This is a genomic window from Paracoccus sp. NIOT.M2S5SZ12 (genome assembly GCF_057748165.1).
On record NZ_JBYLFR010000012.1, the window covers coordinates 40,379 to 65,167 of the forward strand.

The window sequence follows — 24,789 nt, forward strand, 5'->3', positions numbered from 1 at the left end:
CTGGTCGGGTTGCGGGCAAGGGGGCGCGGGCGGAGCAATCCGCCCGCGCCGGCCGGGATCACTGCGGATAGAGACGCTGGCGCTGACGCTCCAGCCGCTCCAGGATGGCGTCCAGGCGCTCGGGGCGGACCATGAACTCCTGGAAGCCTTCCATGCCGGCCTTGGCCATCTCGGGCGAGGCGTCGCGGTCGAAGAACTGCGCGATGCCGCCCTCGGCGGTGGACAGCAGCTCGAAGCCCGCCTGCAGGAACGGGTCGTCGCCCACGGTGCTCTCGTTGTTGATGGGCAGCTGGCCAAGGGTGGCGTTCATCTTGGTCTGCACCTCGGGACGCGCCATGTAGGCCAGGAACAGCTTGGCATCCTCGGGGTTCTTGGCCGCCGCGGGGATGTGGACGGTGTCGGTCGGCGCCTCCTCGGCGCGCGGGATGTCGGGGTTGATGGTCGGGAAGGGCATGAAGCCCAGGCTCTCGTCCGTCATGCCGCCATCCTTGAAGGCCGCTACGGCGAAGTTGCCCATGACATAGTTCGCGGCCTTGCCCTGCACCAGGTTCGACACCGCGTCCTGCCAGTCAATCGCGGCGTGGTTGGCCGAGACATAGGGCAGCACCTTGGCGAATTCGGCAAAGACCGCGCGCACGCTGTCGTCGGTCCAGGGGATCTCGCCGTTGGTCAGCTGCATGTGCCAGTCATAGCCGTTGGTGCGCAGCGACAGATAGTCGAACAGCCCCGCGACCGGCCACAGCGCCTTGGACCCGGTGGTCAGGCAGTCGATGCCGGCGGCCTTGAACTTCTCGCAATTGGCGATGAACTCGTCCCAGGTCGCGGCGGGCTCGACGCCGACCTGCGCATAGACGTCTTTGTTGGTGTAGATGCCCCACTGATAGTAGGTGTAGGGAATGCCCCACTGCTTGTCGTCGATGGTCATCGACGACAGCGCCGAGCCCAGGGTCTCGGTCAGGTCGTTCTCGGCCCAGACATCCGACACGTCCAGGAACTGCCCCGCCTCCACGAAGGGGCGCATGCGGTTGCCCGCATACCAGTTCGCCAGATCGGGCGCGTCGGCGGTCATGAAGTTGCGGATCGCGGTCTTGTAGCCTTCGTGGTCGAAGGTGTTCACCTGGACGTCGATCTCCGGATACTCGGCCTCGAAATCCGCGATTAGCTGGTCGAAGGCGGCCTTGGGCGCGGGGTCGGACGCGTCGGTGTTGAACACCAGGACGCGGCTCTGCGCGAAGGCGGGGGCTGCGGTGGACAGCAGCAGCGCCATCACCAGCCCGTGCTTCAGTTGGACCATGGTCTCCCTCCCATTTGGTTCCAAATAGTGAAACTTGGTTTTGAATATTGAAACTATGGTGCGAATCGCATAGCCTGTCAACATCGAGGGGGAGGATGACGTGACGGCTCAGGGACGCGAGACGACGGACGGGACGGTGGGCCGCACGCTGGCCGTGCTGGACCTTGTCGCCGCCTTCGGCCGCCCGGTCCGCTTTGCCGAGATCCTGCCCGAGGCGGGCCTGCCCAAGGCGACGCTCTATCGGTTCCTTCAGGCGCTGACGCATCAGGACATGCTGGCCTATGACGAGGACCGGCAGACCTATGCGCCCGGCATGCGGCTGGTGCGGCTGGCCCATTCGGCCTGGGCGCAGTCCAGCCTCGCCCCCCTGGCGCAGGAGGTGATGAACCGCCTGGCCGAGGATCTGGGCCAGACCGTCCATCTTGCGCAGCTGGACAATGGCGCGGTCCTCTATGTGGACAAGCGCAACGCCCGGCTGCCGGTCGAGATGTTCGCCCAATCGGGCAAGGTCGGCCCCGCCTATTGCACCGGCGTGGGCAAGGCCATGCTGGCCCATCTGCCCGAGGACCGGCTGGCCGCCGCCATCGCGCGCCAGTCATTTCATGCCCATACGCCCAACACCCTGACCACGCCCGAGGCCCTGCGCGCCGAGCTGGCCCGCATCCGCGAGCGCGGATACGCGCTGGACGACGAGGAGCACGAGACGGGCATCGCCTGCATCGCGGCCCCGATCCTGTCGGGCGCGGGCCGGGTGCTGGGCGCCATCTCGGTCACCACCACGACCGCCACCGTGTCGCGCGCGCAGCTTCTGGCGCTGGCCGGGCCGGTGCGCGACGCCGCGGCCCAGATCGCCGCCACCGCCGACAACTGGCGGTTCCCCGAACACAAGTCATGAGGTTTCCCATGGCCGGCGTCCAGCTGACCCGCGTCACCAAGGATTTCGGGCCCGTCAGGGTCATTCACGGCGTCGATCTGCAGGTCGATCAGGGCGAGTTCTGCGTCTTCGTCGGCCCCTCGGGCTGCGGCAAGTCCACGCTCCTGCGCATGATCGCGGGGCTGGAGGAGACCAGCGCCGGAGAGATCCGCATCGACGGCGACGACGTCACCGATGCCGAACCCGCCGATCGGGGCGTGGCAATGGTGTTCCAGACCTATGCGCTCTATCCGCACATGACGGTCGCGCAGAACATGGGCTTCGGGCTGAAGATGAACGGCCATCCCAAGGCCGAGATCGCCGCCAAGGTGGCCGAGGCGGCGCGCATCCTGAAGCTGGACCCGCTGCTGGAGCGCAAGCCGGCCAACCTGTCGGGCGGCCAGCGTCAGCGCGTGGCCATCGGGCGGGCCATCGTGCGCGGCCCCAAGGTGTTCCTCTTCGACGAGCCGCTGTCCAACCTGGATGCCGAACTGCGCGTCGAGATGCGGGCCGAGATCGCGCGCCTGCACCGCGAACTGGGCGCGACGATGATTTATGTCACCCATGACCAGGTCGAGGCGATGACCATGGCCGACAAGATCGTCGTCCTGCGCGCTGGCCGGATCGAGCAGGTGGGCCGGCCCATGGACCTCTATGACGATCCCGACAACCGCTTCGTCGCGGGCTTCATCGGCAGCCCTGCGATGAACTTCGTCAAGGCCCGCGTCCAGGCCGGCCAGGTGGTCACCCCGGCCTTCGACACGCTTCTGCCCGCCGACCGCCCGGCCCTGTCGGACGGCCGCACGGTCGAGATCGGCCTGCGCCCCGACGCGCTGCGCCTGTCGGGCGACGGGCCTTTCGAGGTCGAGCTGGCCGAGAACCTGGGCGGCACCACCTTCGCGCATTTGCGCGCCCCCTCGGGCGAGAAGCTGATCGTGCAGACCGGCCAGCGCCTCGACCCGGCGGGCGGCGGCAGCGTGGGCCTGACCTTCGATCCGTCCGACGCCTTCTTCTTCGATGCCGAGACCGGGCAGCGCCTGAGATGAGCCTGCGCATCGGAATCGTGGGCCTGGGCACCATCGCGCGTGCCCAGCACCTGCCCGCCATTGCCGCGACCGACGGCCTGACCCTGACCGCCATCGCCAGCCGCAATGCCACGCTGGAGGGCGTCGCCAACCATCGCGACGTCACGCAGATGCTGGCCGATGTGGATGCGGTGTCGCTGTGCACCCCGCCGCAGGGGCGGTTCGATCAGGCGATGGCGGTGCTGCGCGCGGGCCGCCACCTGATGCTGGAGAAACCCCCCGGCGCGACCCTGTCCGAGATGGCCGTCCTGGAGGCCGAGGCCGCGCGCCAAGGCGTCACCATCCACGCCACCTGGCATTCGCGCGAGGCCGCGGCGGTGGACGCGGCCCGCGACTGGCTGGCCACGACGCGCATCCGCGCCGTCCGCATCGACTGGTGCGAGGATGTGCGCAAATGGCATCCGGGGCAGGAGTGGATCTGGCAGCCCGGCGGTCTGGGCGTCTTCGACCCGGGCATCAACGCGCTGTCGATCCTGACCGCGCTGATCCCCGGCGTGCGGCTGGTGGGCGCCGACCTGCACATCCCCGCGAACCGCCAGACCCCCATCGCCGCCGATCTGAGCCTGGACGCGGGCCATCCCATCGCCGCGCATTTCGACTGGCGCGTGACGGGGGACGAGACCTGGCAGATCGCCTTCGACACCGATGCCGGCCCCGCGACGCTCTCCGAGGGCGGCGCGCGCTTCGCCGCGCCGGGCTTGGAGACCGTGGGTGAGAACCGCGAATATGCCCGCCTCTACGCCCGCTTCCGCGATCTGGTCGCGGCGGGCGACAGCGACCTGGACCTCGCGCCGCTGCGCCTGGTCGCCGATGCCTTCCTGACGGGCCGCCAGCACGCGGCCCCCGCCTTTGAGGACTGATATGAAAATCACCGCCATCGAGACCTTCATCGTTCCGCCCCGCTGGTGCTTCGTCAAGATCAGCACGGATGAGGGCATCAGCGGTTGGGGCGAACCCGTGCTGGAGGGCCGCGCCGCCTCGGTCGCCGCCTGCGTCGAGGAGCTGTCGGACTATCTGATCGGCCGCGATCCGCGCCTGATCCAGGACCACTGGACGGTGATGTATCGCGCGGGCTTCTATCGCGGCGGCGGCATCCACATGTCGGCCATCGCCGGCATCGACCAAGCGCTGTGGGACATCAAGGGCAAGGATCTGGGCGTGCCGGTCCATGCCCTGCTGGGCGGCCAGCAGCGCGACCGCATCCGCGTCTATAGCTGGATCGGCGGCGACCGTCCGGGCGACACCGCGCGGATGGCGCGCGATTGCGGCGACCGGGGCTTCACCGCCGTCAAGATGAACGGCACCGAGGAGATGCAGTTCGTCGACAGCCACGCCAAGGTCGATCAGGTGCTGGAGCGCGTGCAGGCCATCCGCGAGGAGATGGGTCCCGATTTCGGCATCGGCATCGACTTCCACGGCCGGGTGCATCGTCCGATGGCCAAGGTGCTGGCCAAGGAACTGGAGCCCTTCCGCCTGATGTTCATCGAGGAGCCGGTCCTGTCCGAACATGCCGAGGCGCTGCGCGAGATCGCCAACCACTGCTCGACCCCCATCGCTCTGGGCGAACGCCTCTACACGCGGTGGGACTTCAAGGCGATCCTGCAGGGCGGTTTCGTCGACATCATCCAGCCCGATCCCAGCCATGCGGGCGGCATCACCGAGACCTATCGCATCGCCGCCATGGCCGAGGCGCATGACGTGGCCCTGGCGCTGCACTGCCCGCTTGGCCCCATCGCGCTGGCCGCGAACCTGCAGCTGGACGCGGTCTGCTACAATGCCTTCATCCAGGAACAGTCGCTCGGCATCCATTACAACCAGGGCAGCGACCTGCTGGACTATCTGACCGACCCGTCGGTCTTTGCCTATGACGACGGCTTCGTCGCGATCCCGCAGGGACCGGGTCTGGGCATCGAGGTGAACGAGGACAAGGTCCGCCAGATGGCCGCCGAAGGGCACCGCTGGCGCAACCCCGTCTGGCGCCATGCCGACGGCAGCTTTGCGGAGTGGTGATCATGCGGACCATCGAAAGACTGAACCACGGCTGGATCTTCGCCGAAGGCGCGGCCGACCCTGCCGCACCGCTGGCAGGCGCGTCGGTCACCCTGCCGCATAACGCGGTCGACCTGCCGCTGAGCTATTTCGACGAGACCTGCTATCAGCGCGCCTTCACCTATCAGCGCGTGATCGCGTGGGACGAGGCATGGGCGGGCCGCCGGGTGCAGCTGCGCTTTGACGGGGCCATGGCCGACAATGTGGTCTGGGTGAACGGCGTGCAGGTCGTGGCCCATCCCGACGGCTATACCCCCTTTGTGGCCGATCTGACCGACCACCTGCGCCCCGGCGACAACCTTGTGACGGTGCGGATCGACGGGTCGGAGAACCCCGCCATCCCGCCTTTCGGCGCGCAGATCGACTATCTGACCTATGCGGGCATCTATCGCGATGTCTGGCTGATGGTGCTGCCCGAACGGCATCTGACCAATGCGCGCATCCTGACGCCCGACGCGCTGGCGGAGGCGAAAACGGTCGTGATCCGCCCCGAGGTCACCGCCCCCGGCCCGGTCCGCGCCCGCCTGCTGGACGGCGACCGTGAGATTGCCGTCGTGGAGGGCGAGGGGGAGCTGACCCTGTCGGGCCTGACCGGCCTGTCGCTGTGGTCCACCGAGAACCCGCAGCTTTACACGGTCGAGCTGACCCTGCCCGACAGCGGCGACGTGACCACGCATCGCTTCGGCTTCCGCACCGCGGAATGGACGCCGCAGGGCTTCCTGCTGAACGGCCAGCCCATGAAGCTGCGCGGGTTGAACCGGCATCAGAGCTGGCCGCACCAGGGCTATGCCGCGGGCCGTCACGCACAGGAGCGCGATGCCGAGATCGTGCGCCACGATCTGGGCTGCAACATCGTGCGCACCTCGCATTACCCGCAGAGCAAATGGTTCCTGGACCGCTGCGACGAGATCGGGCTCTTGGTCTTCGAGGAGATTCCCGGCTGGCAGCATATCGGCGACGCCGCCTGGCAGGATCGCAGCGTGGACAACGTCCGCGCCATGATCACCCGCGACTGGAACCATCCCAGCATCGTGATCTGGGGCGTGCGCATCAACGAAAGCCAGGACAATCACGACTTCTACACCCGCACCAATGCGCTGGCGCGCGAGCTGGACCCGACGCGGTCGACCGGCGGCGTGCGCTTCATCACCGACAGCGAGATGCTGGAGGATGTCTATACGATGAACGACTTCATCCTGGACGAATCCGAGCTGCCGCTGATCAATCGCCCGCGCACCGCGCTGCGCGCGCCCGCCGAGGTGACGGGGATCAAGAAGCCCGTCCCCTATCTGGTCACCGAATATAATGGCCACATGTTCCCGACCAAGGCGCAGGACCCCGAACTGCGCCAGATGGAGCATGTGATCCGCCATCTGGAGGTGCTGAACGCCGCCCATGGCGATGCGGGCATCGCGGGGTCGATCGGCTGGTGCATGTTCGACTACAACACGCATAAGGATTTCGGCGCGGGCGACCGCATCTGCCATCACGGCGTCATGGACATCTGGCGCGAGCCGAAATTCGCGGCTTATGCTTACGCCAGCCAGAAGCCCCCCTCCGAGGGCATCGTGATGCAGCCGGTGACCTTCTGGGCGCGCGGAGAGCGCAATATCGGCGGCGTCCTGCCCCTGATCATCCTGACCAATTGCGATGAGGTCGAGTTCGAATGCGCAGGCGTCACCCGCCGCGTCGGCCCCGACCGCGAGCGCTTTCCGCATCTGCCCCATCCGCCGGTCATCATCGACCACCGCCATATCGGCGCGGCGGAGCTGGGCCTCTGGGGGATGAGCTGGCATCCGGGCCGCATCACCGGCTGGCTGGACGGCAAGCCGGTCGCGGTGCGCGATTACGTGGCCGACCCGCTGCCCACCACGCTGCAGGTCGCGCCCGACCGCGAGGCTGTGCCGGCGGATGCGGATATCGACCTGCGGGTGATGCTGCGCGCGATGGACCAGGCGGGCAACCGGCTGCCCTTCCTGGATGCCGGGATCGCGGTCACGGTCGAGGGCCCCGCGCGGCTGATCGGCCCCGATCTGCGGATGCTGCAGGGGGGCACCACGGGGCTGTGGCTGCGCCTGACGGGCGAGGCGGGCACCATCCGCATCACCGCGCGGCACCCGCAATTCCCCGACGGTCAGGCCGTGGTCACGGTCGGCTAGGGCCGGTCCAGCAGATAGCGCGTCTCGGTCCGCCAGACGGAGCCGGGACGCAGGATCGCGGGCGGAAAATCGGGGCGGTTCGGGGCATCGGGCCATTCCTGCGCCTCGAAGGCCACGGCGCCCTGGGGGCGGGCCACCTGCCCCGGATGGCTGGGCAGGCCTGCATCGGGGAAATGCCCGCCATCATAGACCTGCAGCCCCGGCGCGGTGGTCAGCACCCGCAGCCGCAGGTCGGGTGCGGTCAGGCTGGCGACCTCGCGAAGCGGTTCATGCGTGTCCGACAAGCACCAGCAATGGTCCAGCCCCTCTCGGCCCAAAGCACGGGCCTCGCGGAAATCAAAGCGCGTGCCCGCGACCGGGGCGGGCGCATCGGCCAGCGGGATCAGCACGTCATCCACCGGCAGATAGCGCTCGGCCGCGATCTGCAGCTGGTGATCGGAGGACCCGTCCTGCGACAGGGTCCAGTAGCCGTGATGGGTCAGGTTGCAGGGCGTGTGGCGCGTGGCGGTGGCCTGCAGCGCGACGGTCAGCCCCGCCACGCCGTCGACGTCCGACAGCGACAGATGCGCCACGGCCTGCAGGGCGCCGGGAAAGCCCATCTCACCGTCCGCGAAATCCAGCGCCAGCGTCACCGCCTCGGGCGCGGCCCGCGTCACGCGCCAGATCCGCGCCGACGCGCCGACCGTCCCGCCATGCAGGCAGGTGGTGCCCTCATTCGCGTCCAGTGCGTGATCGCCCCCCGACAGGCGGATGCGCGCCCCCGCGATGCGGTTCGCATAGCGCCCGACCACCGCGCCCACATGTGCAAAGGCGTCCAGATAGGCGGCGGGGTCCGGGTGGCCCAGCACCAGCGGATGGTCCACCCCATCCAGCCGCAGGTCCTGCACGATGGCACCCAGGGTCAGCACCCGCGCCCCGAGCCGCCCCGCCCTGAGATCCACCGCCTGCACCCGCCGCCCGTCGGGCAATTGTCCCATGTCGATCATCGTCATCCCCGTTTTGCCGCGATCTGACAGCGGCGCGGGGCGGAAGGCAAGATCAGCCGCGTCGCGCCTCGGTCCGGGCCAGCTTGTCCTCGACCCGGCGGAAGGCGGCCAGGAGCTCGTCTGAGAACCCGCCCCGTGGAAATTCGCGCATGCCGGAATGGGCGGCGCAGAGCCAGCGCAGGTCGCGCGCCATCGCCGCCAGCCCGTGCAGCCAGTCGCGAAAGTCGCGCACCGCCCCGGCCCGCGCCTCCAGCGCCTGCGGCAGGGTCGGATGCAGGAAGATGCGCGGCCGTGTCACGAAGCGGCGCAGCAGCCCCGGCAGCGGCATCACGTTGATCGTGTCATCCACATGCAGCGTGCGGCTGGCCGGGTGCCAAGCCAGCAGCGACCCGGCATGGACACGCTCGTTGCGGCTGACATAGTCGATGCCGCGCGGCAGCGACAGGACCAGATCGTCGCGGAACAGCGCCTGCACCGCGGGCGATTCCACCGGATCATCCTGCCAGTCCAGACCCGGATGGCGCAGCCGGTGCCGATGCGCGCCATAGAGCTTGGCATGCGGAAAGTCGCGCGCGACCGCGGCGCAATGCAGCGTGTGGAACGGGTGCAGGTTCAGCACCGCCCGCACCGCGCGGCCCTGATCGGTCAGGGCCATCACCCGCTCGCGCAGCGCCCCCGTCAGCGGATAGCTGTCCAGCATCACGAAGCCTCCGTCCGACAGCCTCACCAGCGCCGCCTGCGTGCCGACATTCAGCACGCCGCCGATGCGAAAGTCGCCCCGGATGGTCCAGAAGCCGTGGCCCAGATCTTGAATCGTCTCGGTCATCTCTTGTCCTTCACGGCTCAGGCGCCCGGCGGCATGCCGCGGTCGCGGCCCTCGGGCAGGGGTTGGCGGGTGTCGCGGCAGATCTCGCGCAGCGCGGTCTTCAGCCCCTCCTCCAGCGTGGGGTGATAGAAGGGCATCGACAGAAGCCCGCTGGCGGTGGCCCCGGACTGGATCGACCAGGCCAGAAGATGGGCCAGATGCTCTGTCCCCGGACAGCACAGATCCGCGCCGATCAGCCGCCCCGACGCGTCGGCATAGAGGCTGACGATTCCCTCGGCGCGCGCCTCGACGCGGGCGCGGCCCTGATCGCCATAGTCGCTGCGGCCGCAGATGATCCCCTCGCCCGGTCCCGCGCCGATCTGCGCCAGCGGCGGATCGGTGAAGGTCAGCGCGAAATCCGGGCTGCGCTCCGCCGGGCGGACGTGCGGAAAAGCCGCCGCATTGGCCCCCGCGATGGCGCCTTCGGTCGAGGCCTCGTGCAGCAGCGGCACGTCCGCATCCGCATCGCCCGTGATGAAGATCGGCGCGTCGCCGCATTGCATGGTCGCCGGGTCGAAGCGGGGCGTGCCGTGGTCGTCCAGCGCGATCCCTGCGCGCTCCAGGTCCAGCCCCGACAGGTTCGGCGGACGCCCGACCGCCAGCAGGACGTGGTCGAACTCCGCCTCGCCCTCGGCATCGCCGGTCCAGCGCAGGCGGATGCCGTCGGACGCGGCCTCGGGCGTCACCTCGACGCCCAGGCACAGGGTGATGTCGCGCGCCACGGCGGTGCGCAGCGCGTCATGCACCTTCGCACAGCGCGCCTTGCCCAGGGTCGTGCCCGAATCGAACAGCGTCACCGCCACGCCAAGGCGACCCATGGCCTGCGCGATCTCCAGCCCGATCGCGCCGCCGCCGATCACGGCCAGGCGACGGGGCAGGTCGGGCAGCTCGAACAGGGTTTCGTTGGTCACGATGCGCGGGCCAAGGTCGCGGAACGGTTCGGGGATCAGGGCGACCGATCCTGTGGCGATGACCACGGTGCGCGCCTCGATGGGGCGGCCGTCCTCCAGCATCAGCCGCGTCGGCGCGACGAAGCGCGCGCGACCGCGGATCGCGATGCCCTCGGGCAGCGTCTCGATGCTCTCGCGCGTCAGGGCGGCAAAGCGGTCGCGCTCGCGCTGGACGCGGGCCATGACCGCCGGGCCGTCGATGACGGGGGGGTCGGCGCGAACCCCGAAACTGTCCGCGCGGCGCACGTCATGGGCCGCATGGGCCGCGGCGATCAGCAGCTTGGACGGCATGCAGCCGGTGCTGGCGCAAAGCGTGCCGCGAAACTCCGGGTCGATCAGCAGCGTGCGCGCCCCGGCCTTGCGGGCGGCCCGTTCCGCCGCGATCCCGGCGGTGCCCGCGCCGATCACCGCCACGTCGCAGGTCAGCGGCCCATCATCAGGCCCGCTGTCGGCGGGCCGGCGGTCGTCGGTCGGAGAGGGCATGGGCGTCCTGTCGGTTGCGGGTTGCCCCTCTCAACCGGCCAGCCCGCCGGACGTTCCCTGCCGCCCCTCAGATGTCCTGCGCGGCGGCAAGGCCCTTGGCGATGATCGGCCCGGTCGGACGCCCGGTCGGCGATCCGCCCGCGGGCTCCAGCGTGATCTCGTAGAGCTGCGCATCGGCGGGGCGCGGCAGGCTAGGCCCCGCAAGCCGCGCCGCGCGCGGCCCGTCCAGCACGCCCAGAGAACGCGGCCCCATTTCGACCGAGGGCAGGGTCCAGGCCTGGATCGAGAAGCCGTCGGGCACGTCCACATCCGCCACGAAGCGGATCTCGGCGGTGTCGTCGCCGAAATCCTCGATGACGGCGCGGGGCTGGCCCTGATCGTCCAGCAGCACCGCCACCACCTGCGGCGCGGGCAGGGGCCGCAGCGACGCCCCGCCCAGACCCAGGGCCATACCCAGGACCAGCGACGCGGCCAGCCCGGCCAGCCAGCGGCGCGGCGCCTGCGGCAGGTTCGCGGGACGCGCGCGGTCCGGCGCCTCCTGCGGGGTGGTCGCGATGATCGCGCGCAGCCGGGCCGCGAAGTCGGGCGACAGGGGCAGGGCCTGCGCGGACAGGTCCAGCGGCAGCAGCTGGTCGCGCAGGCGCGCCACCTGCGCGGCCAGGGCCGGGTCGGCCTGCATCAGCGCCTCGAACAGGTCGGCCTCGGCGGGCGACATCAGCCCCATGACATAGTCGTCGGCAAAGCCTGCCAGGTCGTCGCGGAACACCGTCATGACAGACACTCCCGCAGCGAGGCGAGGCCCCGCCTGATCCATGATTTCGCGGTCCCGAGCGGCACGCCCTGCCGGGCCGAGATCTCTCCGTGGCTGTAGCCCGCCACATGCGCCAGCAGGATCGCCCGCCGCGCCGGGTCGTCCAGCGCGTCCAGGCAGTCGCCAAGCCGCCCCGTTCCCGCCAACAGCTTCCAGTCGTCATCCGCGGCCAGGTCCTGGCGCGCGTCCTGCAGCTCGGTCAGCTCGTCCGGGGACAGGCTGGCCAGGCGGCGGCCGTCGCGCAGGATGGTCAGGCAGCGGTTGCGCAGCACCGCATAGATCCAGCCGCGGGCCGATCCGTCGGCCTGGCGCTGCTGCGCGGCCTTGCGCCAGATCTGGACCATCGCGTCCTGCAGCGCCTCCTCTGCCAGATCGTGACGGATCAGGATGCGCCGGGCGACGCCCAAGAGCTGCGACCCCTCCATCTCCAGGATGGCGTCGATGCCGTTGGGATTGCCCGCGGCGCAGGCCGCCAGGGCCGCGTCCAGCCGTCTGCCCCGCTGTCTTGCATCGTCGCTCACCGCCAGCCTCCCCTTTGCCGTGCCACATCCTGCCGCGAAGCGCGTCCCGGTTGCAACCGCCCAACGAACCCCGATCGGGGCGGTCGGGACAAAAAAATCGTCCCGGGTCACGATTTCCTGCATCCGATTCCCCGTCCCCCGCGTCATCGGGTCAAGGACGGCGAGGAACGCCGCCTGTGACAGAAGCCGAACCGAAAGGAACATTGCCATGTTTCGCATTGCTGCTCTCTCGACCACTGCCCTTGCGCTGTCCCTGACCGCGGCCGCCGCGGCGACCGGCGTCGGCCTGACCGACGACCGCACCTTGGTGATGTTCGACACCGAGACGCTGGAAGTCACCGGCACCATGGATGTCGAGGGCGTCGACCGCCTGCTGGGCATCGACCTGCGCCCGTCGAACAACACGCTGGTCGGCGTCACCGACGACATGCGCATCGTGACCATCGACACCGCCACCGGCGCCGCGACCGACCTGTCGACCATGGACACGCCGCTGGAGGTGGCCGACATGGCCGTCATCGTCGACTTCAACCCGATGGCCGACCGCCTGCGCCTGATGACCGGCACCACCAACCACCGCGTGAACGTCGACACCGGCGAGGTCACCGTGGACGGCAGCCTGAACTGGGCGCCCGAGGACGACAACAGCGAGGCCAGCCCGATGATCGCCGCCGCGGCCTACATCAACAGCTATGGCAAGCCGGAAGCCACCGCGATGTACGACATCGACGCGGGCCTGGGCGCGCTGCTGCAGCAGACCTCGCCCAATGACGGCACGCTGGCCACTATCGGCATGCTGAACGTCGAGAACCCCGGCGAGGCGATGGCCTTCGACATCCAGACCGATGCCGAGGGCACGAACTCGGCCTGGCTGGTGACGAACAACACCATCCATTCGGTCGATCTGGAGACCGGCGCCGCCACCGCCGCCGGCACGATCGAGGCCGAGGGCCAGATCCGCGACCTGACCGTCCTGCCCGCGATGTGATCGCGACCGCCGCGACATCGCGTCCGGCCCAAGGCCCGCGGGGAGCGATCCCTGCGGGCCTTTCGCGCATGGCACCCCGGCCCGAACCGTGCCATCAGGGCCTCTCTCCATGACCCGCCGCGGGAGGCCACGATGCGCTTCTGGACCACCATCGCCCTGATCCTGATCCTGTCGGCCGCGGGGCTGACCTACGAGATCGCGGCGGGACGCGTGCTGGCGCCGTTCTTCGGCACGTCGCTGGTCACCTGGACCTCGGTCATCGCGGTGATCCTGACGGGGTTCTCCCTGGGCAACGCCCTTGGCGGGCTGATCGCCGAGCGTCCGCGCCGCCAGGCGATGCGCATGATCCGCGCGGCGCTGGTGCTGACGGCGGTTCTGATGGCGCTGTCGCCCGCGGTCCTGAGCCTGATCTATGCCGCGGGCGCGCGCGGCACCGGGGGGATGCTGCTGTCGGTGACGGTCGCCTTCTTCCCGGCATCGGTGCTGATCAGCCTGCCCTCGCCGCTGCTGGCCTCGCTGGCGGTCGAGGCGCGGCCGGGGCGCGAGGGCTCGTCCCTGGGGATGGTGCTGGCGGCGGGCTCGCTCGGGGCGATCCTGGGGGCGGTGCTGGCGGGCTTCGTCGCGCTGCCGCTGATCGGGTCGGTCGCGACCTTCGCGGGCTGCGGGCTGGCGGCGCTGGTCTCGGCGCTGCTGATGCGGGGGGCGGGCGCGCCTCCGACCGCGATCGGGCCGGGGCGGGCCATGCTGATGGCGGGGGGCGCGGTGGCGGCGGCGGCGGTCGTGGCGGGCGGGCCGCTCTGCCGGTTCGAATCCGGCATGTCCTGCATCGACGTGCTGACCCATGGCGACCGGGTCACGCTGTTCTCGGACCGGGTCCCGCAGGCGGCCGAACGGCTGCGCGCGCAGGACGGAAGCCATCTGGCACTGCCCTATACCGACTGGATCTGGGCGCGGATGCAGCGCGATCTGGGGCCCGCGCCCTCGGTCCTGTTCATCGGCGGCGGCGGCTACGGCCTGCCCGCGCAGCTGCTGACCGCCCGCCCCGACGCCCGCGCCGTCGCGGTCGAGATCGACCCGCTGATCACCCGCGTCGTGCGCGCCGAGATGCCCTGGGCCGGGTCCGTCCTGTCCGCGCGCGGGGCCGAGGGCTTTCCCGACGCGCCCGGCCGGCTGACCGTCGTGCATGCCGACGGGCGGGTCTTCCTGAACGACACCACGCGACGCTTCGATGCGGTGGTGATGGACGCGTTCTCGTCCGACACGGTGCCCGCGCATCTGGCCACGCTGGAGGCCTATCGCCGGGTCCGCGCGGTCGCGGAGGGGCCTGTCTACGTCAACCTGATCGACCGGCCCGACGGCTCCCTGGCCCGCGGCATCCACGCGATCCTGCGGGCGGTCTATCCACATGTCGAGGCGGTGCGCGGCCCGCTCAGCACGCGGGGACGGACGAACATCCTCATGGTCGGGTCCCCGGCCCCCTTGGCCGGCGGCGTCGCCCTGCTCGAGGGCTACGTTCCGTACCGGGTCGCGCAGGGGCGGGCCTTCACCGACGATCGCGGCTGGATCGGTCATCGCTGAGGCGTCAGGACCCTTGTCCTGCGGCCGGACGGCGCTCGGATCGGCGTGTTGTCCTGCTGCCCAGGTCGACCCCGACGTTATCAGTCGAACGTCCGAAGGTGGCTGAGAGCGCGACAGACATCCCTGCAAAAGGCACGGCGTTTTATGCAGTTTTCACCGTTGTTTCCAAACGTTAGATGTCGATCTGAGTCAGGACGCATAGCAGCATGATATCACAGGTCTGACAAAGCGCGTTCCCGACTGCTTGTCTGCTCGAACAATACCTTTCGCAGCCCGATGACCTGACAAGTTTCTCCACCGTTCGCCGTCGATTTGGACAATGCGATGTCTGAAGACGTGTGAAGATTGCATCATGCCTATTGATGGCTCTAGCATCATCATTCAGCCTGTGAACTGGGGACCGATACGAACGATCGGGACCGGTGCGATGACGGGGGATGATCAAACGAAGGACGGCGTCGTTCAGCGCCATGATACCGTGGACCCTGATCCCGCTCGACGCCATCGGCAACCTCAGCACCGGGACCGTCTCGGGCGTCGGGCTGCTGGGGCGATCTGCTGTGGAGTGATCCTGGTCTCCAGCGGCGGGTCGCCGCACCTGATCTATCCGGGCGAGACGCCCGACCTGGTGACGCTGATCACCTTGGCGGTCAACACCAACATCATCTCCTATCCGAACGGCCAGATCGGGCCGGGCGGCGGCATTCAGCCATGATCCGCGGGCGGCACGCTGATCCGGACGGATCGCGGCGACGTCGCGGTCGAGGATCTGCCCGAGGGCGATCTGATCCTGACCGCCGAGCACGGGTTGCAGCCCATCCGCTGGATTGGGCGGCGGGCCCTGTCGGCGGCGGATCTGGCGCGGATGCCGGCGATGCGCCCGATCCGGATCCGGGCGGGGGCGCTTGGCGCCACCACGCCCGAGGCGGACCTGATGGTCTCGCCCCAGCACCGGGCCCTCGTCCGGTCGCGCGTCGCGCGGCGGTCGTTCTGCATGGACGAGGGCCTTGTGGCCGCCCGGCAGCTCTGCGTGCTGGACGGGATCGACATCGCCGAGGATGCGAATGGGGTCGACGACGCCCACGTCCTGTTTGACCGGCACGAGGTCTTCCCGTCGAACGGCGCCCAGACCGAGGCGCTGTATACCGGCCCCGAGGCGCTGCGCGGCATCGACGCCGCCGCGCTGGAGGAGATCCTGACCCTGTTCCCGCAGCTGCGCGACCTTGACCACGCCCCACATCCTGGCCTCGTGCCGGATGGGCTGCAAGCTGGCCGTCCGGCATGCCCGGAACGGCAAGGCGCTGGTCGACGCCTGAGGCATAGAGACGGCCCCGCGGCGGAGTCCCGTCGCGGGGCCGCGCGGCTTATTCCTCGAAGCCGCCGTCGTCGAAGCCCGCATCGTCGAAGGCGGCCTCGTCATCCATCGGCGGTTCCTCGAGGCCCGCGGCATCGGCGGGGCCTGCGAACATGTCGCCGATGGCGTTCCCCAGCAGAACGCCGCCCGCAACGCCCATCGCCGTCTGTGCCGCGCCCGCCATGAAGCCGCCGCCCGACGGGCGACCGCTGTTCCACGGGCCGGACCCCTGCGGTTGGCCGTAGGGCGACTGGCCATAGGCAGGCTTGCCGTAGGGCTGGGGCGCGGGACGCTGCGTCATTGGGCGCGGCTGCGGCTGGCTGCCGCCGAACAGCCGGCCGAAGAGACCGCCCGCGGCCGGTGCGGGCTGCGCCTGCATCTGCTGCATCTGCTGTTCGGCGGCGTTCAGCGCCTGTTCCTGCATGATCACGGTCTGGGCCATGTAATAGGCCGCACCCGGATTGCGGGCGATCAGGTCGGCGATCAGCGCCTCGGCCTCGGGGTCGCGATGGGGCTGGGCCTGGGCGGCCTGGCCCAGCTTGCCGAACAGCGCCTCGATGGCGTGGCGGTCGTTCTGGTCCATGGGTTCGGGTCCTCTTTCGGTCATTCCTCGCGCTGGCCGGTCAGGCTCAGCAGCAGCTGGAACAGGTTGATGAAGTTCAGGTAGAGCGACAACGCGCCCATCACCGCCAGTTTCTGGTGCGTCTCGGCATCGTGATGCTCGCTGTAGGCCAGCTTGATCGACTGCGTGTCCCAGGCCGTCAGGCCGACGAAGACCAGGATGCCGATGATCGAGATCGCGAACTGCAGCGCCGACGAGCCGAGGAAGATGTTGATGATGCTGGCGATGATCACGCCGATCAGGCCCATGATCAGGAAGCTGCCGAATTTCGACAGGTCGCGCTTGGTGGTGTAGCCGTAAAGGTTCATGCCCGCGAACATGGCGGCGGCGCCGAAGAAGGCGCGCGCGATGGACGTCCCCGTGAAGACCAGGAAGATCGAGGCCAGCGAAAGGCCCATCACCGCGCAGAAGGCCCAGAACAGCGTCTGCGCCGTGGCCGCCGAGACGGTCTCGATCCGGAAGGACAGGAACATCACGAAGGCCAGCGGCGCCAGCATCACCACCCATTTCAGCGGCGTCGAGAAGATCGGGACGTAGATGGCCGGGACCGAGGCCACCAGTACGGCGACCAGTCCGGTCACCAGCAGGCCCAGGCCCATGTAGTTGTAGATGCGCAGCATATGCGCGCGAAGCCCGTCGTCATAGACGGCGGCGGGGGCGAAACCGGCGCTGCGGCCGGCCTGGCGGATGGGTTGCATGGCTCTCTCCGTGGATGGGGGTCAGTAAAGCGTGTCCGACAGCGCGACCGAGGTCGCCAGAAGCGCCTCGGCCCGGTCCCGGTCGGCGACGAGGACATGGGCCGTCTCGCCGATCTGGAACCAGGCGGCAGCATGGTCGGGGGTGGTGTGCAGATGCGGCAGGCTGACGGCGAACCCGCCCGCGCGCACCGCGAAATGGCTGACCAGGCCAAGGTCGTCGGTGTCGAACAGGACCTCGATCCCCGGCCCCTGGGGCGAGGGGAAGACCTGGGCGTCGCGCACCGTCCAGCCGCCCGGAAAGCCCGGCAGCGCGATTCCGGTCGCGGCGCGCATCTCGGCGGCATCCAGTCCGCGCGTCTCGGGCTGCGAGGCAATGTCGGCGCGCAGCAGGCTGACCTGATGCGCCGACAGCGCCGCCGCCACTGCCGGGGGGGCGGGCGCGGCCGCGACGCTTTCGCCGACCGAAAGCGGCCCCAGCCCGGCATGGGCCAGCCAGCCCAGCCCGATCAGCAGCGCCGCCGGCACGATGCGCAGCACCTGACGCAGGCGGGCGTCGCGGCGCCGCGCGATGGCCAGACGTCGCGCGGCACCCAGCAGGGGCCGCGGCGCGGGCGGGGCCGCCAGCGCCCGGCGCAGGTCGCGCCGCAGCGCCAGGTCGCGCATCACGCGGGCCGCGGCCTCGGGGTTGCGGGCCAGATGCGCCTCGACCTGGGCGCGCTGGCCTTCGGTCAGCTGGTCGTCGACATAAGCGTCCAGATCGGCGGGTTCGGGCAGGGGGTCAGCAATCGGCATCGCGTCCTCCGATGATCCTCAGGGCCGGGCGGTCGGCACCATCCTCGAAGGCGCGCAGCCGGGCGCGGGCGCGCGAGACGCGCGACATCACGGTCCCCGGCGGCACGCCCAGCAGCTGCCCCGCCTCGGCATAGGACAGCCCGTCCAGCGCGATCAGTGCCAAGGCCTCGCGCTGCTCCTCGGGCAGGTCCAGGAATGCCCCGCGCAGCTGCGCCAGGCGCAGCGCGTCGTCCTGCGCGCCCTCCTGCGCCTGCGGGGTCAGCTGCGCGAAATCCGCCTCGCGCCGGGCCTGCGCCCGGTCGCTGCGGCGCCTGTCCAGAAAGCGGTTGCGCAGGATCGCGCGCAGCCACGGCCCGGGCGCCTTGCCGGGGGCCAGCTGACGGCGCTGTTCGTGGCCGCGCAGCAGCGTGTCCTGCACCAGGTCGTCGGCCTCGGCACGGTCGCGCGTCAGCGCGAAGGCATAGCGCCGCAGCGGTGCCAGAAGGTCCAGGATGGGATCGCGTGTCTTGCTCATCTTGAAACCATAGACGACGCCGCGCCGCGATCGCTTCCCCCGGTCCGAAAAAATAATGCGCCGCGCTGTAGCCGTCCGAAAATAACGCTTGCCTTTCCGTCCCCGCGGCGCGTTATGTTCAGGCGGAAAGAACGACCGGAGACCGTCATGCGCCTTGCCGCCACGCTTGCCCTGCTTCTGGGCGCCCCGCTCCCTGCCGTGGCGCAGGACGCCCCGCCGGTGACGGTCTTTGCCGCCGCCAGCCTGACCGACGCGCTGGACCGCGTGGCCGCACTGTGGTCGCAGGAGACCGGCAACCGCGCGGTCATGTCCTATGCCGGGTCCTCCGCCCTGGCCCGCCAGATCCAAGAGGGCGCGCCGGCGGACATCTTCATCTCGGCCAGCGCCGAATGGATGGACACGGTGCAGGCATCGGGCGACATCCGGCCCGACACGCGGCGCGACATCTTGGGCAACAGCCTGGTGCTGATCGCGCATGGCGCGGCCGAGCCGGTGACCATCGACGCCGGGCTGGACCTGCCCGCGATGCTGGAGGGCGGGCGGCTGTCCATGGCCATGGTCGATTCCGTGCCGGCCGGGATCTACGGCAAGGCGGCGCTGACCCATCTGGGCCTGTGGGACGCCGTCGCCCCCCTGGTCGCGCAGTCCGAGAACGTCCGCACCGCCCTGGCTTTCGTCGCCCGGAACGAGGCGCCCTTGGGCATCGTCTATGCCACCGACGCGGTTGCGCAGGACGACGTCACCGTGATCGGCACCTTCCCGGCCGACAGCCATGACCCGATCACCTATCCGGCCGCCCTGACGACCGAGGCCGCTGCACCCGAGGCGCAGGCCTTCCTGAACTATCTGTCCTCGCCCGCCGCGCAGGCGGTCTGGACCGAATACGGCTTCACGACGGCGCCGTGATCGACGCGGTCGCGGGCTGGCTGGGACCGGCGGAATGGCAGGCGGTGCGGCTGTCGCTGCGCGTGGGGCTGGTGGCGACCCTGGCCAGCCTGCCCTTGGGCATCCTGACCGCCTATGCTCTGGCGCGCTGGCGATTTCCGGGGCGGCAGCTGCTGAACGGCATCGTGCATCTGCCGCTGATCCTGCCGCCGGTGGTCACGGGCTATCTGCTGCTGATCGCCTTCGGGCGGCGCGGCAGCCTGGGCCCGCTGCTGGAGAGCCTGGGGATCGTGCTGTCGTTCCGCTGGACGGGGGCGGCGCTGGCGGCGGCGGTCATGGCCTTTCCGCTGATGGTCCGTGCCATCCGCCTGTCGATCGAGGCGGTCGATCCGCGGCTGGAGGCCGCCGCCGCGACCCTGGGGGCAAGCCCGCCCTGGGTGTTCCTGACCGTGACCCTGCCCTTGATGCTGCCGGGCATCATCGCGGGCACGATCCTGGCCTTCGCCAAGGCGATCGGCGAATTCGGCGCGACCATCACCTTCGTCTCGAACATCCCCGGTGAGACCCAGACCATGCCCTCGGCCATCTATGCCGCGCTTCAGGTGCCGGGCGGAGAGGTCGCGGCGGGGCGGCTGGTCGTCATCGCGGTCGTGCTCGCCATGGCGGCGCTGCTGCTGTCGGAGCTGATCGCGCGCCGCGCCGCGCTCCGGGTGGGGGGCGCATGAGCCTGCAGGTCGGCCTGTCCCACCGCTTCGGCGGCTTCGCGCTGAACGTGGCCTTCGATGCGCCGGCGGGCCTCACGGTGCTGTTCGGCCCGTCGGGTTCGGGCAAGACCACGGTCGTGAACGCCGTCGCGGGCCTTCTGCGGGCGGACCGCGCGCGGATCGCGGTGGACGGGCGGCTGCTGGACGACAGCGCGTCGGGGCTGCACCTGCCGCCGCATCGCCGCCGCGTGGGCTATGTCTTTCAGGAGGGGCGGCTCTTTCCGCATCTGTCGGTGCGGCGCAACCTGCTGTTCGGGCGCTGGTTCGCGCCGCGGGGCGCGGCGGGGCCGGATCTGGACCGGGTGGTCGAGATGCTGGACATCGGGCCGCTGCTGGCGCGCCGCCCCGGCGCCCTGTCGGGCGGAGAGCGCAGCCGCGTGGCCATCGGCCGCGCCCTTCTGGCCGCGCCGCGCCTGATCCTGGCCGATGAGCCGCTGGCCGCGCTGGACGCCGCCCGCAAGGCGGAGATTCTGCCCTATTTCGAACGCCTTCGCGATCACGCGGCGGTGCCGATCCTCTATGTCAGCCATGCGGTGCCGGAGGTGGCGCGCCTGGCCACCACGGTCGTCGCGCTGCGCGCGGGCCGGGTCGCGGCCGTCGGGCCGCCCGCGGCGGTCCTGGGCGACGCGGCGGTGGCGGGGGGCGACACGGCCTCGGTCCTGGCCGCGCGGGTCGAGGCGGATGAGGGCGACGGGCTGACGCGGTTGCGGACGGCGGGCGGCGCGGTCCTGGTCGCGGGCATCGACGCGCCGCCCGGCGCCGCGCTGCGCCTGCGGGTTGCGGCGCGGGACGTGATCCTGTCGCGCGCCCGGCCCGAGGGCCTGTCGGCCCTGACCATCCTGTCGGGCAGCATCGCCGCCATCACCCCTGATGACGGCCCGACCGTCCAGGTGGTCCTGGCCATGGGCGACGACCGGCTGACCGCTCGCATCACCCGCCGGTCGCTGGCGCAGCTGGGCCTGGCGCCGGGGCAGCCCTGCCACGCGATCGTCAAGTCGGTGGCGGTGGCCCCCGGCGATCTGGGCCGCGGGGCGCAGCCCGGCCTTTAGGCCTCAGCCCGCCAGCAGCGCGGCATTGCCCCCGGCCGCGGTCGTGTCCACGCACAGATGGCGTTCGTGGCGCAGATGTGCCAGGTCGGGCATCGCCGCGATCAGCGGGATCAGCGGCCCGTCGCGGCGCGCCAGCGCCTGCGCCATCGCGCGACCCTGATGCGCGTCGCCCCACCACAGCACCCCCGCCAGATCGGGCAGATCGGTCAGGGACGCGGGATCGACGCGGCCCTCGGCCGTGACCGCGTGACCGCCAAGCGCATCGACCGCACGGGCCTGCGCGCGGGCGGCCTCGGGGCCCGGACCCAGGCACAGGACCGGACCGCGCGGCAGGGTCGAGAGGCGGTTCAGCTCTCCGGTCGGGCCGGGCATCAGGGTCTGCGTCTCGGCCGCCGGGCCGTGATCCGCGCGCAGCGCGCGGCTCAGGCGGGCGATGTCCTCGGCGCGGTCCCAGTCCTGCCCGGCCTCCTCCGGTCGCGAGGGCGCGGCCAGGCGCGGCAGGTACAGAGGCCCGCCCGCCTTGGGTCCGGTGCCCGACAGGCCCTCGCCGCCGAAGGGCTGGCTGCCGACCGTGGCGCCGACCTGGTTGCGGTTGACATAGATGTTGCCCGCATGGACCGCCTGCGACACCTGCTGCACCCGCGCGTCGATGCGGCTGTGCAGCCCGAAGGTCAGCCCGTATCCGGTCGCGTTGATCTCGGCCACCACGCGGTCCAGGTCGCGGGCGCGGAAGGTCGCGACATGCAGGACCGGGCCGAAGATCTCGCGCTCCAGCGCGGCGATGCCCGGGACGCGGATCAGCGTCGGCGGCACGAAATGCCCGGTCGCGGGGGCCGCGACCTGATGCAGGATGCGGTCGCGCTGCTGGTCCAGATAGGCCAGGATTGCGGCCTGCGCCTCGGCGTCGATCACCGGGCCCACATCGGTGGACAGGTCCCAGGGGTCGCCCACGCGCAATTCGTCCATCGCGCCGCGGATCATGGCGATGACATGCTCGGCCACGTCCTCCTGCACATAGAGACAGCGCAGCGCCGAACAGCGCTGGCCAGCGCTGCGGAAGCTGGAGGCCACGATGTCGCGCACCGCCTGTTCGGGCAGGGCGGTGCTGTCAACGATCATCGCGTTCAGCCCGCCTGTCTCCGCGATCAGCGGCGTGCCGGGCGCCATGTGATCGGCCATCGTGCCCGCGATCAGCCGCGCCGTGTCCGTGCCGCCGGTGAAGACCACGCCACCGACGCGTGCGTCCCGCGTCAGCGCCGCGCCCACCGTGCCGCCGTCCCCCGGCAGCAGCTGCAGCGCCGCTCGGGGCACGCCCGCGCGGTGCATCAGCCGCACGGCGTGCGCGGCGATCAGCGGGGTCTGTTCGGCGGGCTTGGCCAGGACCGCGTTCCCGGTCATCAGCGCCGCCGCGACCTGGCCGGTGAAGATCGCCAGCGGAAAGTTCCACGGGCTGATCGCCGCGATGATGCCGCGCGGCGCGTCGGCCCGCGCCTCACCCTGCTGGGCGTAATAGCGCAGGAAATCGACCGCCTCGCGCAGTTCGGCCACGGCGTCGTTCAGCGTCTTGCCCGCCTCGCGTGCCAGGATGCCGAAGATCGGGCCCAAATCGGCCTCCATCAGGTCGGCGGCGCGGCGCAGCACGGCGGCGCGTTCGTCGGGCGTCGCGGACCACGGGCGCGCCGCGCCGATGGCCGCCGCGACGGTCGCCGCATCCGCGTCGCGGACCCGGCCCACCACCGCCAGCGTCGCGGGGTTCGTCACGGGGCGCGCGCGCAGGCCGTTGACCGGACCCGCGACGATGGGGACCGCATCCTCGGCTGCGACATCGCGTGCGGCGAAGATGCGCTCCAGCACGTCGGCGGATGACAGATCGAAGCCCCGCGCGTTCACCCGGCCCGCGCCGTAGATCGCCTCCGGCGCGACCAGACCCGCAGGCGGGCGGGCCTCGGCCAGCGCGTCGAACGGGTCGCGGGCGATCTCCTCGGGGGTCACGGCCCCATCGACGATCTGGTTGACGAAGCTGCTGTTCGCGCCGTTCTCCAGCAGGCGGCGGACCAGATAGGCCAGCAGGTCCTGATGCGCGCCCACCGGGGCATAGATGCGGCAGGCGGTTCCCTGATCCTTCAGCACGATGTCGTGCAGCCGTTCGCCCATGCCGTGCAGGCGCTGGAACTCGAAGGGCGCGTCGCCCGCCAGCTCCAGGATGGCGGCGACGGAATGGGCGTTATGGGTCGCGAATTGCGGATAGATGCGGTCGGTCAGGCCCAGAAGCCGCTTGGCCAGCGCCAGATAGCTGACATCGGTGGCGGTCTTGGAGGTGAACAGCGGAAAGTCCGGATGCCCCTCGACCTGCGCGCGCTTCATCTCGCTGTCCCAATAGGCGCCCTTGACCAGGCGCAGCATGATGCGGCGGTCGTGGCGGACGGCCAGCGCATGCAGCGCGTCGATCATCGGCCCCGCCCGCTTGCCATAAGCCTGCACGACCACGCCAAACCCGTCCCAACCGGCCAGTTCGGGGTCGGGCAGCACCGCCTCGATCACCTTCAGCGACAGGGCCAAGCGGTCCTGCTCCTCGGCGTCGATGTTCAGGCCCATGTTGGCGGCGCGCGCCCGGCGGGCCAGATCGCGGACGACGGGGACCAGCTCGGCCATGACCCGCGCCTCCTGCGCGACCTCGTATCGGGGGTGCAGCGCCGACAACTTGATCGAGATGCCGGGGTTTTTCGCGACCGACCCCTGCGTGCAGGCGCCCGCGATGGCGGCGATGGCCTTGCGGTATTCCTCCGCATAGCGGTCGGCGTCGCGGGCGGTCATCGCCGCCTCGCCCAGCATGTCATAGCTGTAGGTGTATCCCTTGGACTCCTGTCCCTTGGCGCGTTCCAGCGCCGCGTCGATGGTCTGGCCCAGCACGAACTGCCGCCCCATCTCGCGCATGGCGCGGGTCACGGCGGTGCGGATCACCGGCTCTCCAAGGCGGCGGATCGCGCCGCGCAGGGTGCCCGCCAGGCCCGGCTGATCGTCGTCCAGCACACGCCCCGTCAGCATCAGCGCCCAGGTCGAGGCATTGACCAGGCTGGAGGAGCTTTCGCCCAGGTGCCGCCCCCAATCCGACGGCGCGATCTTGTCCTCGATCAGCGCGTCGATGGTGGAGCGGTCGGGAACACGCAGCATCGCTTCGGCCAGGCACATCAGGGCGACGCCTTCGCGCGTGGACAGGCCGTATTCGGCCAGCATCAGCTCCATCATCGTGGGCTTCGACTCGGCGCGGATGCGGCGAATCAGACCCGCGGCGCGGGTGCTGATCCGGGCGCGGATGTCGGGCGACAGGTCCGCCTCCCGCGACAGGCGCGCCAGCAGATCGGCCTCGGGCTGGAACTTGGCGGTGGAATTAAGATCGGTCATGGCGGCCCCCGGGGATGATGGCCGCAT

General features: G+C 70.5%; 22 protein-coding genes and 1 pseudogene. 12 read left to right on the plus strand and 11 right to left on the minus strand.

Annotated features, from left to right (window positions below; genetic code table 11):
- Positions 1 to 58: 58 nt before the first annotated feature.
- Entirely contained in the window at positions 59 to 1,294 is a 1,236-nt protein-coding gene (locus AC2SGK_RS12280; RefSeq protein ID WP_488323818.1) for an ABC transporter substrate-binding protein, read from the minus strand.
- 100 nt (positions 1,295 to 1,394) lie between these two features.
- On the opposite strand from AC2SGK_RS12280, the gene AC2SGK_RS12285 reads away from it, so the two are divergent.
- The 5 genes from AC2SGK_RS12285 to AC2SGK_RS12305 are packed head-to-tail and all read left to right on the plus strand — an operon-like array spanning position 1,395 to position 7,500.
- Entirely contained in the window at positions 1,395 to 2,189 is a 795-nt protein-coding gene (locus AC2SGK_RS12285) for an IclR family transcriptional regulator (RefSeq protein ID WP_488323819.1), read from the plus strand.
- An 8-nt stretch (positions 2,190 to 2,197) separates the two neighbouring features.
- Positions 2,198 to 3,253 (plus strand): ABC transporter ATP-binding protein, encoded by a 1,056-nt coding sequence (locus AC2SGK_RS12290; protein WP_488323820.1) that lies wholly within the window; start codon positions 2,198 to 2,200, stop codon positions 3,251 to 3,253.
- On the plus strand, positions 3,250 to 4,152 hold the full coding sequence (locus AC2SGK_RS12295) for a Gfo/Idh/MocA family protein (RefSeq protein ID WP_488323821.1): 903 nt from the start codon (positions 3,250 to 3,252) through the stop codon (positions 4,150 to 4,152). The genes AC2SGK_RS12290 and AC2SGK_RS12295 overlap by 4 nt, the downstream gene beginning before the upstream one ends.
- A 1-nt stretch (position 4,153) precedes the next feature.
- Complete coding sequence (gene dgoD, locus AC2SGK_RS12300; RefSeq protein ID WP_349548145.1) at positions 4,154 to 5,302, plus strand: galactonate dehydratase; 1,149 nt, start codon at positions 4,154 to 4,156, stop codon at positions 5,300 to 5,302.
- A gap of 2 nt (positions 5,303 to 5,304) precedes the next feature.
- Entirely contained in the window at positions 5,305 to 7,500 is a 2,196-nt protein-coding gene (locus AC2SGK_RS12305; RefSeq protein ID WP_488323822.1) for a glycoside hydrolase family 2 TIM barrel-domain containing protein, read from the plus strand.
- On the opposite strand, the gene AC2SGK_RS12310 is transcribed toward AC2SGK_RS12305, so the two are convergent.
- From AC2SGK_RS12310 to AC2SGK_RS12330, 5 genes are all read right to left on the minus strand, one after another.
- Positions 7,497 to 8,477 (minus strand): aldose epimerase family protein, encoded by a 981-nt coding sequence (locus AC2SGK_RS12310; RefSeq protein WP_488323823.1) that lies wholly within the window; start codon positions 8,475 to 8,477, stop codon positions 7,497 to 7,499. The genes AC2SGK_RS12305 and AC2SGK_RS12310 overlap by 4 nt on opposite strands.
- Before the next feature lie 61 nt (positions 8,478 to 8,538).
- Positions 8,539 to 9,312 (minus strand): hypothetical protein, encoded by a 774-nt coding sequence (locus tag AC2SGK_RS12315; RefSeq protein WP_488323824.1) that lies wholly within the window; start codon positions 9,310 to 9,312, stop codon positions 8,539 to 8,541.
- Positions 9,313 to 9,329: 17 nt separating this feature from the next.
- Complete coding sequence (locus AC2SGK_RS12320) at positions 9,330 to 10,784, minus strand: dihydrolipoyl dehydrogenase (RefSeq protein WP_488323825.1); 1,455 nt, start codon at positions 10,782 to 10,784, stop codon at positions 9,330 to 9,332.
- Between the two features lie 67 nt (positions 10,785 to 10,851).
- On the minus strand, positions 10,852 to 11,556 hold the full coding sequence (locus tag AC2SGK_RS12325) for an anti-sigma factor (RefSeq protein ID WP_488323826.1): 705 nt from the start codon (positions 11,554 to 11,556) through the stop codon (positions 10,852 to 10,854).
- Entirely contained in the window at positions 11,553 to 12,116 is a 564-nt protein-coding gene (locus tag AC2SGK_RS12330; RefSeq protein ID WP_488323827.1) for a sigma-70 family RNA polymerase sigma factor, read from the minus strand. The genes AC2SGK_RS12325 and AC2SGK_RS12330 overlap by 4 nt, the downstream gene beginning before the upstream one ends.
- 208 nt (positions 12,117 to 12,324) lie before the next feature.
- Here AC2SGK_RS12330 and AC2SGK_RS12335 point away from each other — a divergent pair, with 208 nt between their 5' ends.
- The 4 genes and pseudogenes from AC2SGK_RS12335 to AC2SGK_RS12350 all read left to right on the plus strand — a co-directional run.
- Positions 12,325 to 13,104 carry a DUF4394 domain-containing protein gene (locus AC2SGK_RS12335; RefSeq protein WP_488323828.1) on the plus strand — a complete coding sequence of 260 codons (780 nt, stop codon included), beginning with the start codon at positions 12,325 to 12,327 and terminating at the stop codon, positions 13,102 to 13,104.
- Between the two features lie 132 nt (positions 13,105 to 13,236).
- Complete coding sequence (locus AC2SGK_RS12340; protein WP_488323829.1) at positions 13,237 to 14,682, plus strand: fused MFS/spermidine synthase; 1,446 nt, start codon at positions 13,237 to 13,239, stop codon at positions 14,680 to 14,682.
- A 565-nt stretch (positions 14,683 to 15,247) separates the two neighbouring features.
- Positions 15,248 to 15,397 (plus strand): hypothetical protein, encoded by a 150-nt coding sequence (locus tag AC2SGK_RS12345; protein ID WP_488323830.1) that lies wholly within the window; start codon positions 15,248 to 15,250, stop codon positions 15,395 to 15,397.
- 69 nt (positions 15,398 to 15,466) lie between these two features.
- Positions 15,467 to 15,772: pseudogene (locus AC2SGK_RS12350) on the plus strand (Hint domain-containing protein); the annotation flags it as partial.
- A 274-nt stretch (positions 15,773 to 16,046) separates the two neighbouring features.
- On the opposite strand, the gene AC2SGK_RS12355 reads toward AC2SGK_RS12350, so the two are convergent.
- From AC2SGK_RS12355 to AC2SGK_RS12370, 4 genes are read right to left on the minus strand one after another with little or no spacing between them, the layout of a single operon-like run.
- The gene (locus tag AC2SGK_RS12355) at positions 16,047 to 16,619 is read right to left on the minus strand and encodes a DUF2076 domain-containing protein (RefSeq protein WP_488323831.1); all 573 of its coding nucleotides are present in this window, start codon (positions 16,617 to 16,619) and stop codon (positions 16,047 to 16,049) included.
- A 20-nt stretch (positions 16,620 to 16,639) separates the two neighbouring features.
- Entirely contained in the window at positions 16,640 to 17,356 is a 717-nt protein-coding gene (locus AC2SGK_RS12360; protein WP_488323832.1) for a Bax inhibitor-1/YccA family protein, read from the minus strand.
- 21 nt (positions 17,357 to 17,377) lie between these two features.
- Complete coding sequence (locus tag AC2SGK_RS12365; protein ID WP_488323833.1) at positions 17,378 to 18,148, minus strand: anti-sigma factor family protein; 771 nt, start codon at positions 18,146 to 18,148, stop codon at positions 17,378 to 17,380.
- A complete protein-coding gene (locus AC2SGK_RS12370) occupies positions 18,135 to 18,662 on the minus strand; it encodes a sigma-70 family RNA polymerase sigma factor (RefSeq protein ID WP_488323834.1) in 528 nt (175 codons plus the stop codon). The genes AC2SGK_RS12365 and AC2SGK_RS12370 overlap by 14 nt, the downstream gene beginning before the upstream one ends.
- A gap of 147 nt (positions 18,663 to 18,809) precedes the next feature.
- On the opposite strand from AC2SGK_RS12370, the gene modA reads away from it, so the two are divergent.
- Genes modA through modC form a run of 3 tightly spaced genes read left to right on the plus strand, consistent with a single transcriptional unit; the run spans position 18,810 to position 21,360 of the window.
- Complete coding sequence (modA, locus tag AC2SGK_RS12375) at positions 18,810 to 19,568, plus strand: molybdate ABC transporter substrate-binding protein (RefSeq protein WP_488323835.1); 759 nt, start codon at positions 18,810 to 18,812, stop codon at positions 19,566 to 19,568.
- Positions 19,565 to 20,272 carry a molybdate ABC transporter permease subunit gene (gene modB / locus AC2SGK_RS12380; RefSeq protein WP_488323836.1) on the plus strand — a complete coding sequence of 236 codons (708 nt, stop codon included), beginning with the start codon at positions 19,565 to 19,567 and terminating at the stop codon, positions 20,270 to 20,272. Before modA ends, modB begins: the two co-directional genes overlap by 4 nt.
- Positions 20,269 to 21,360 carry a molybdenum ABC transporter ATP-binding protein gene (gene modC / locus AC2SGK_RS12385; protein WP_488323837.1) on the plus strand — a complete coding sequence of 364 codons (1,092 nt, stop codon included), beginning with the start codon at positions 20,269 to 20,271 and terminating at the stop codon, positions 21,358 to 21,360. Before modB ends, modC begins: the two co-directional genes overlap by 4 nt.
- 3 nt (positions 21,361 to 21,363) lie before the next feature.
- Here the strand turns inward: modC and putA are convergent, their stop codons facing one another.
- The gene (gene putA, locus AC2SGK_RS12390; protein WP_488323838.1) at positions 21,364 to 24,762 is read right to left on the minus strand and encodes a bifunctional proline dehydrogenase/L-glutamate gamma-semialdehyde dehydrogenase PutA; all 3,399 of its coding nucleotides are present in this window, start codon (positions 24,760 to 24,762) and stop codon (positions 21,364 to 21,366) included.
- Positions 24,763 to 24,789: the final 27 nt, after the last annotated feature.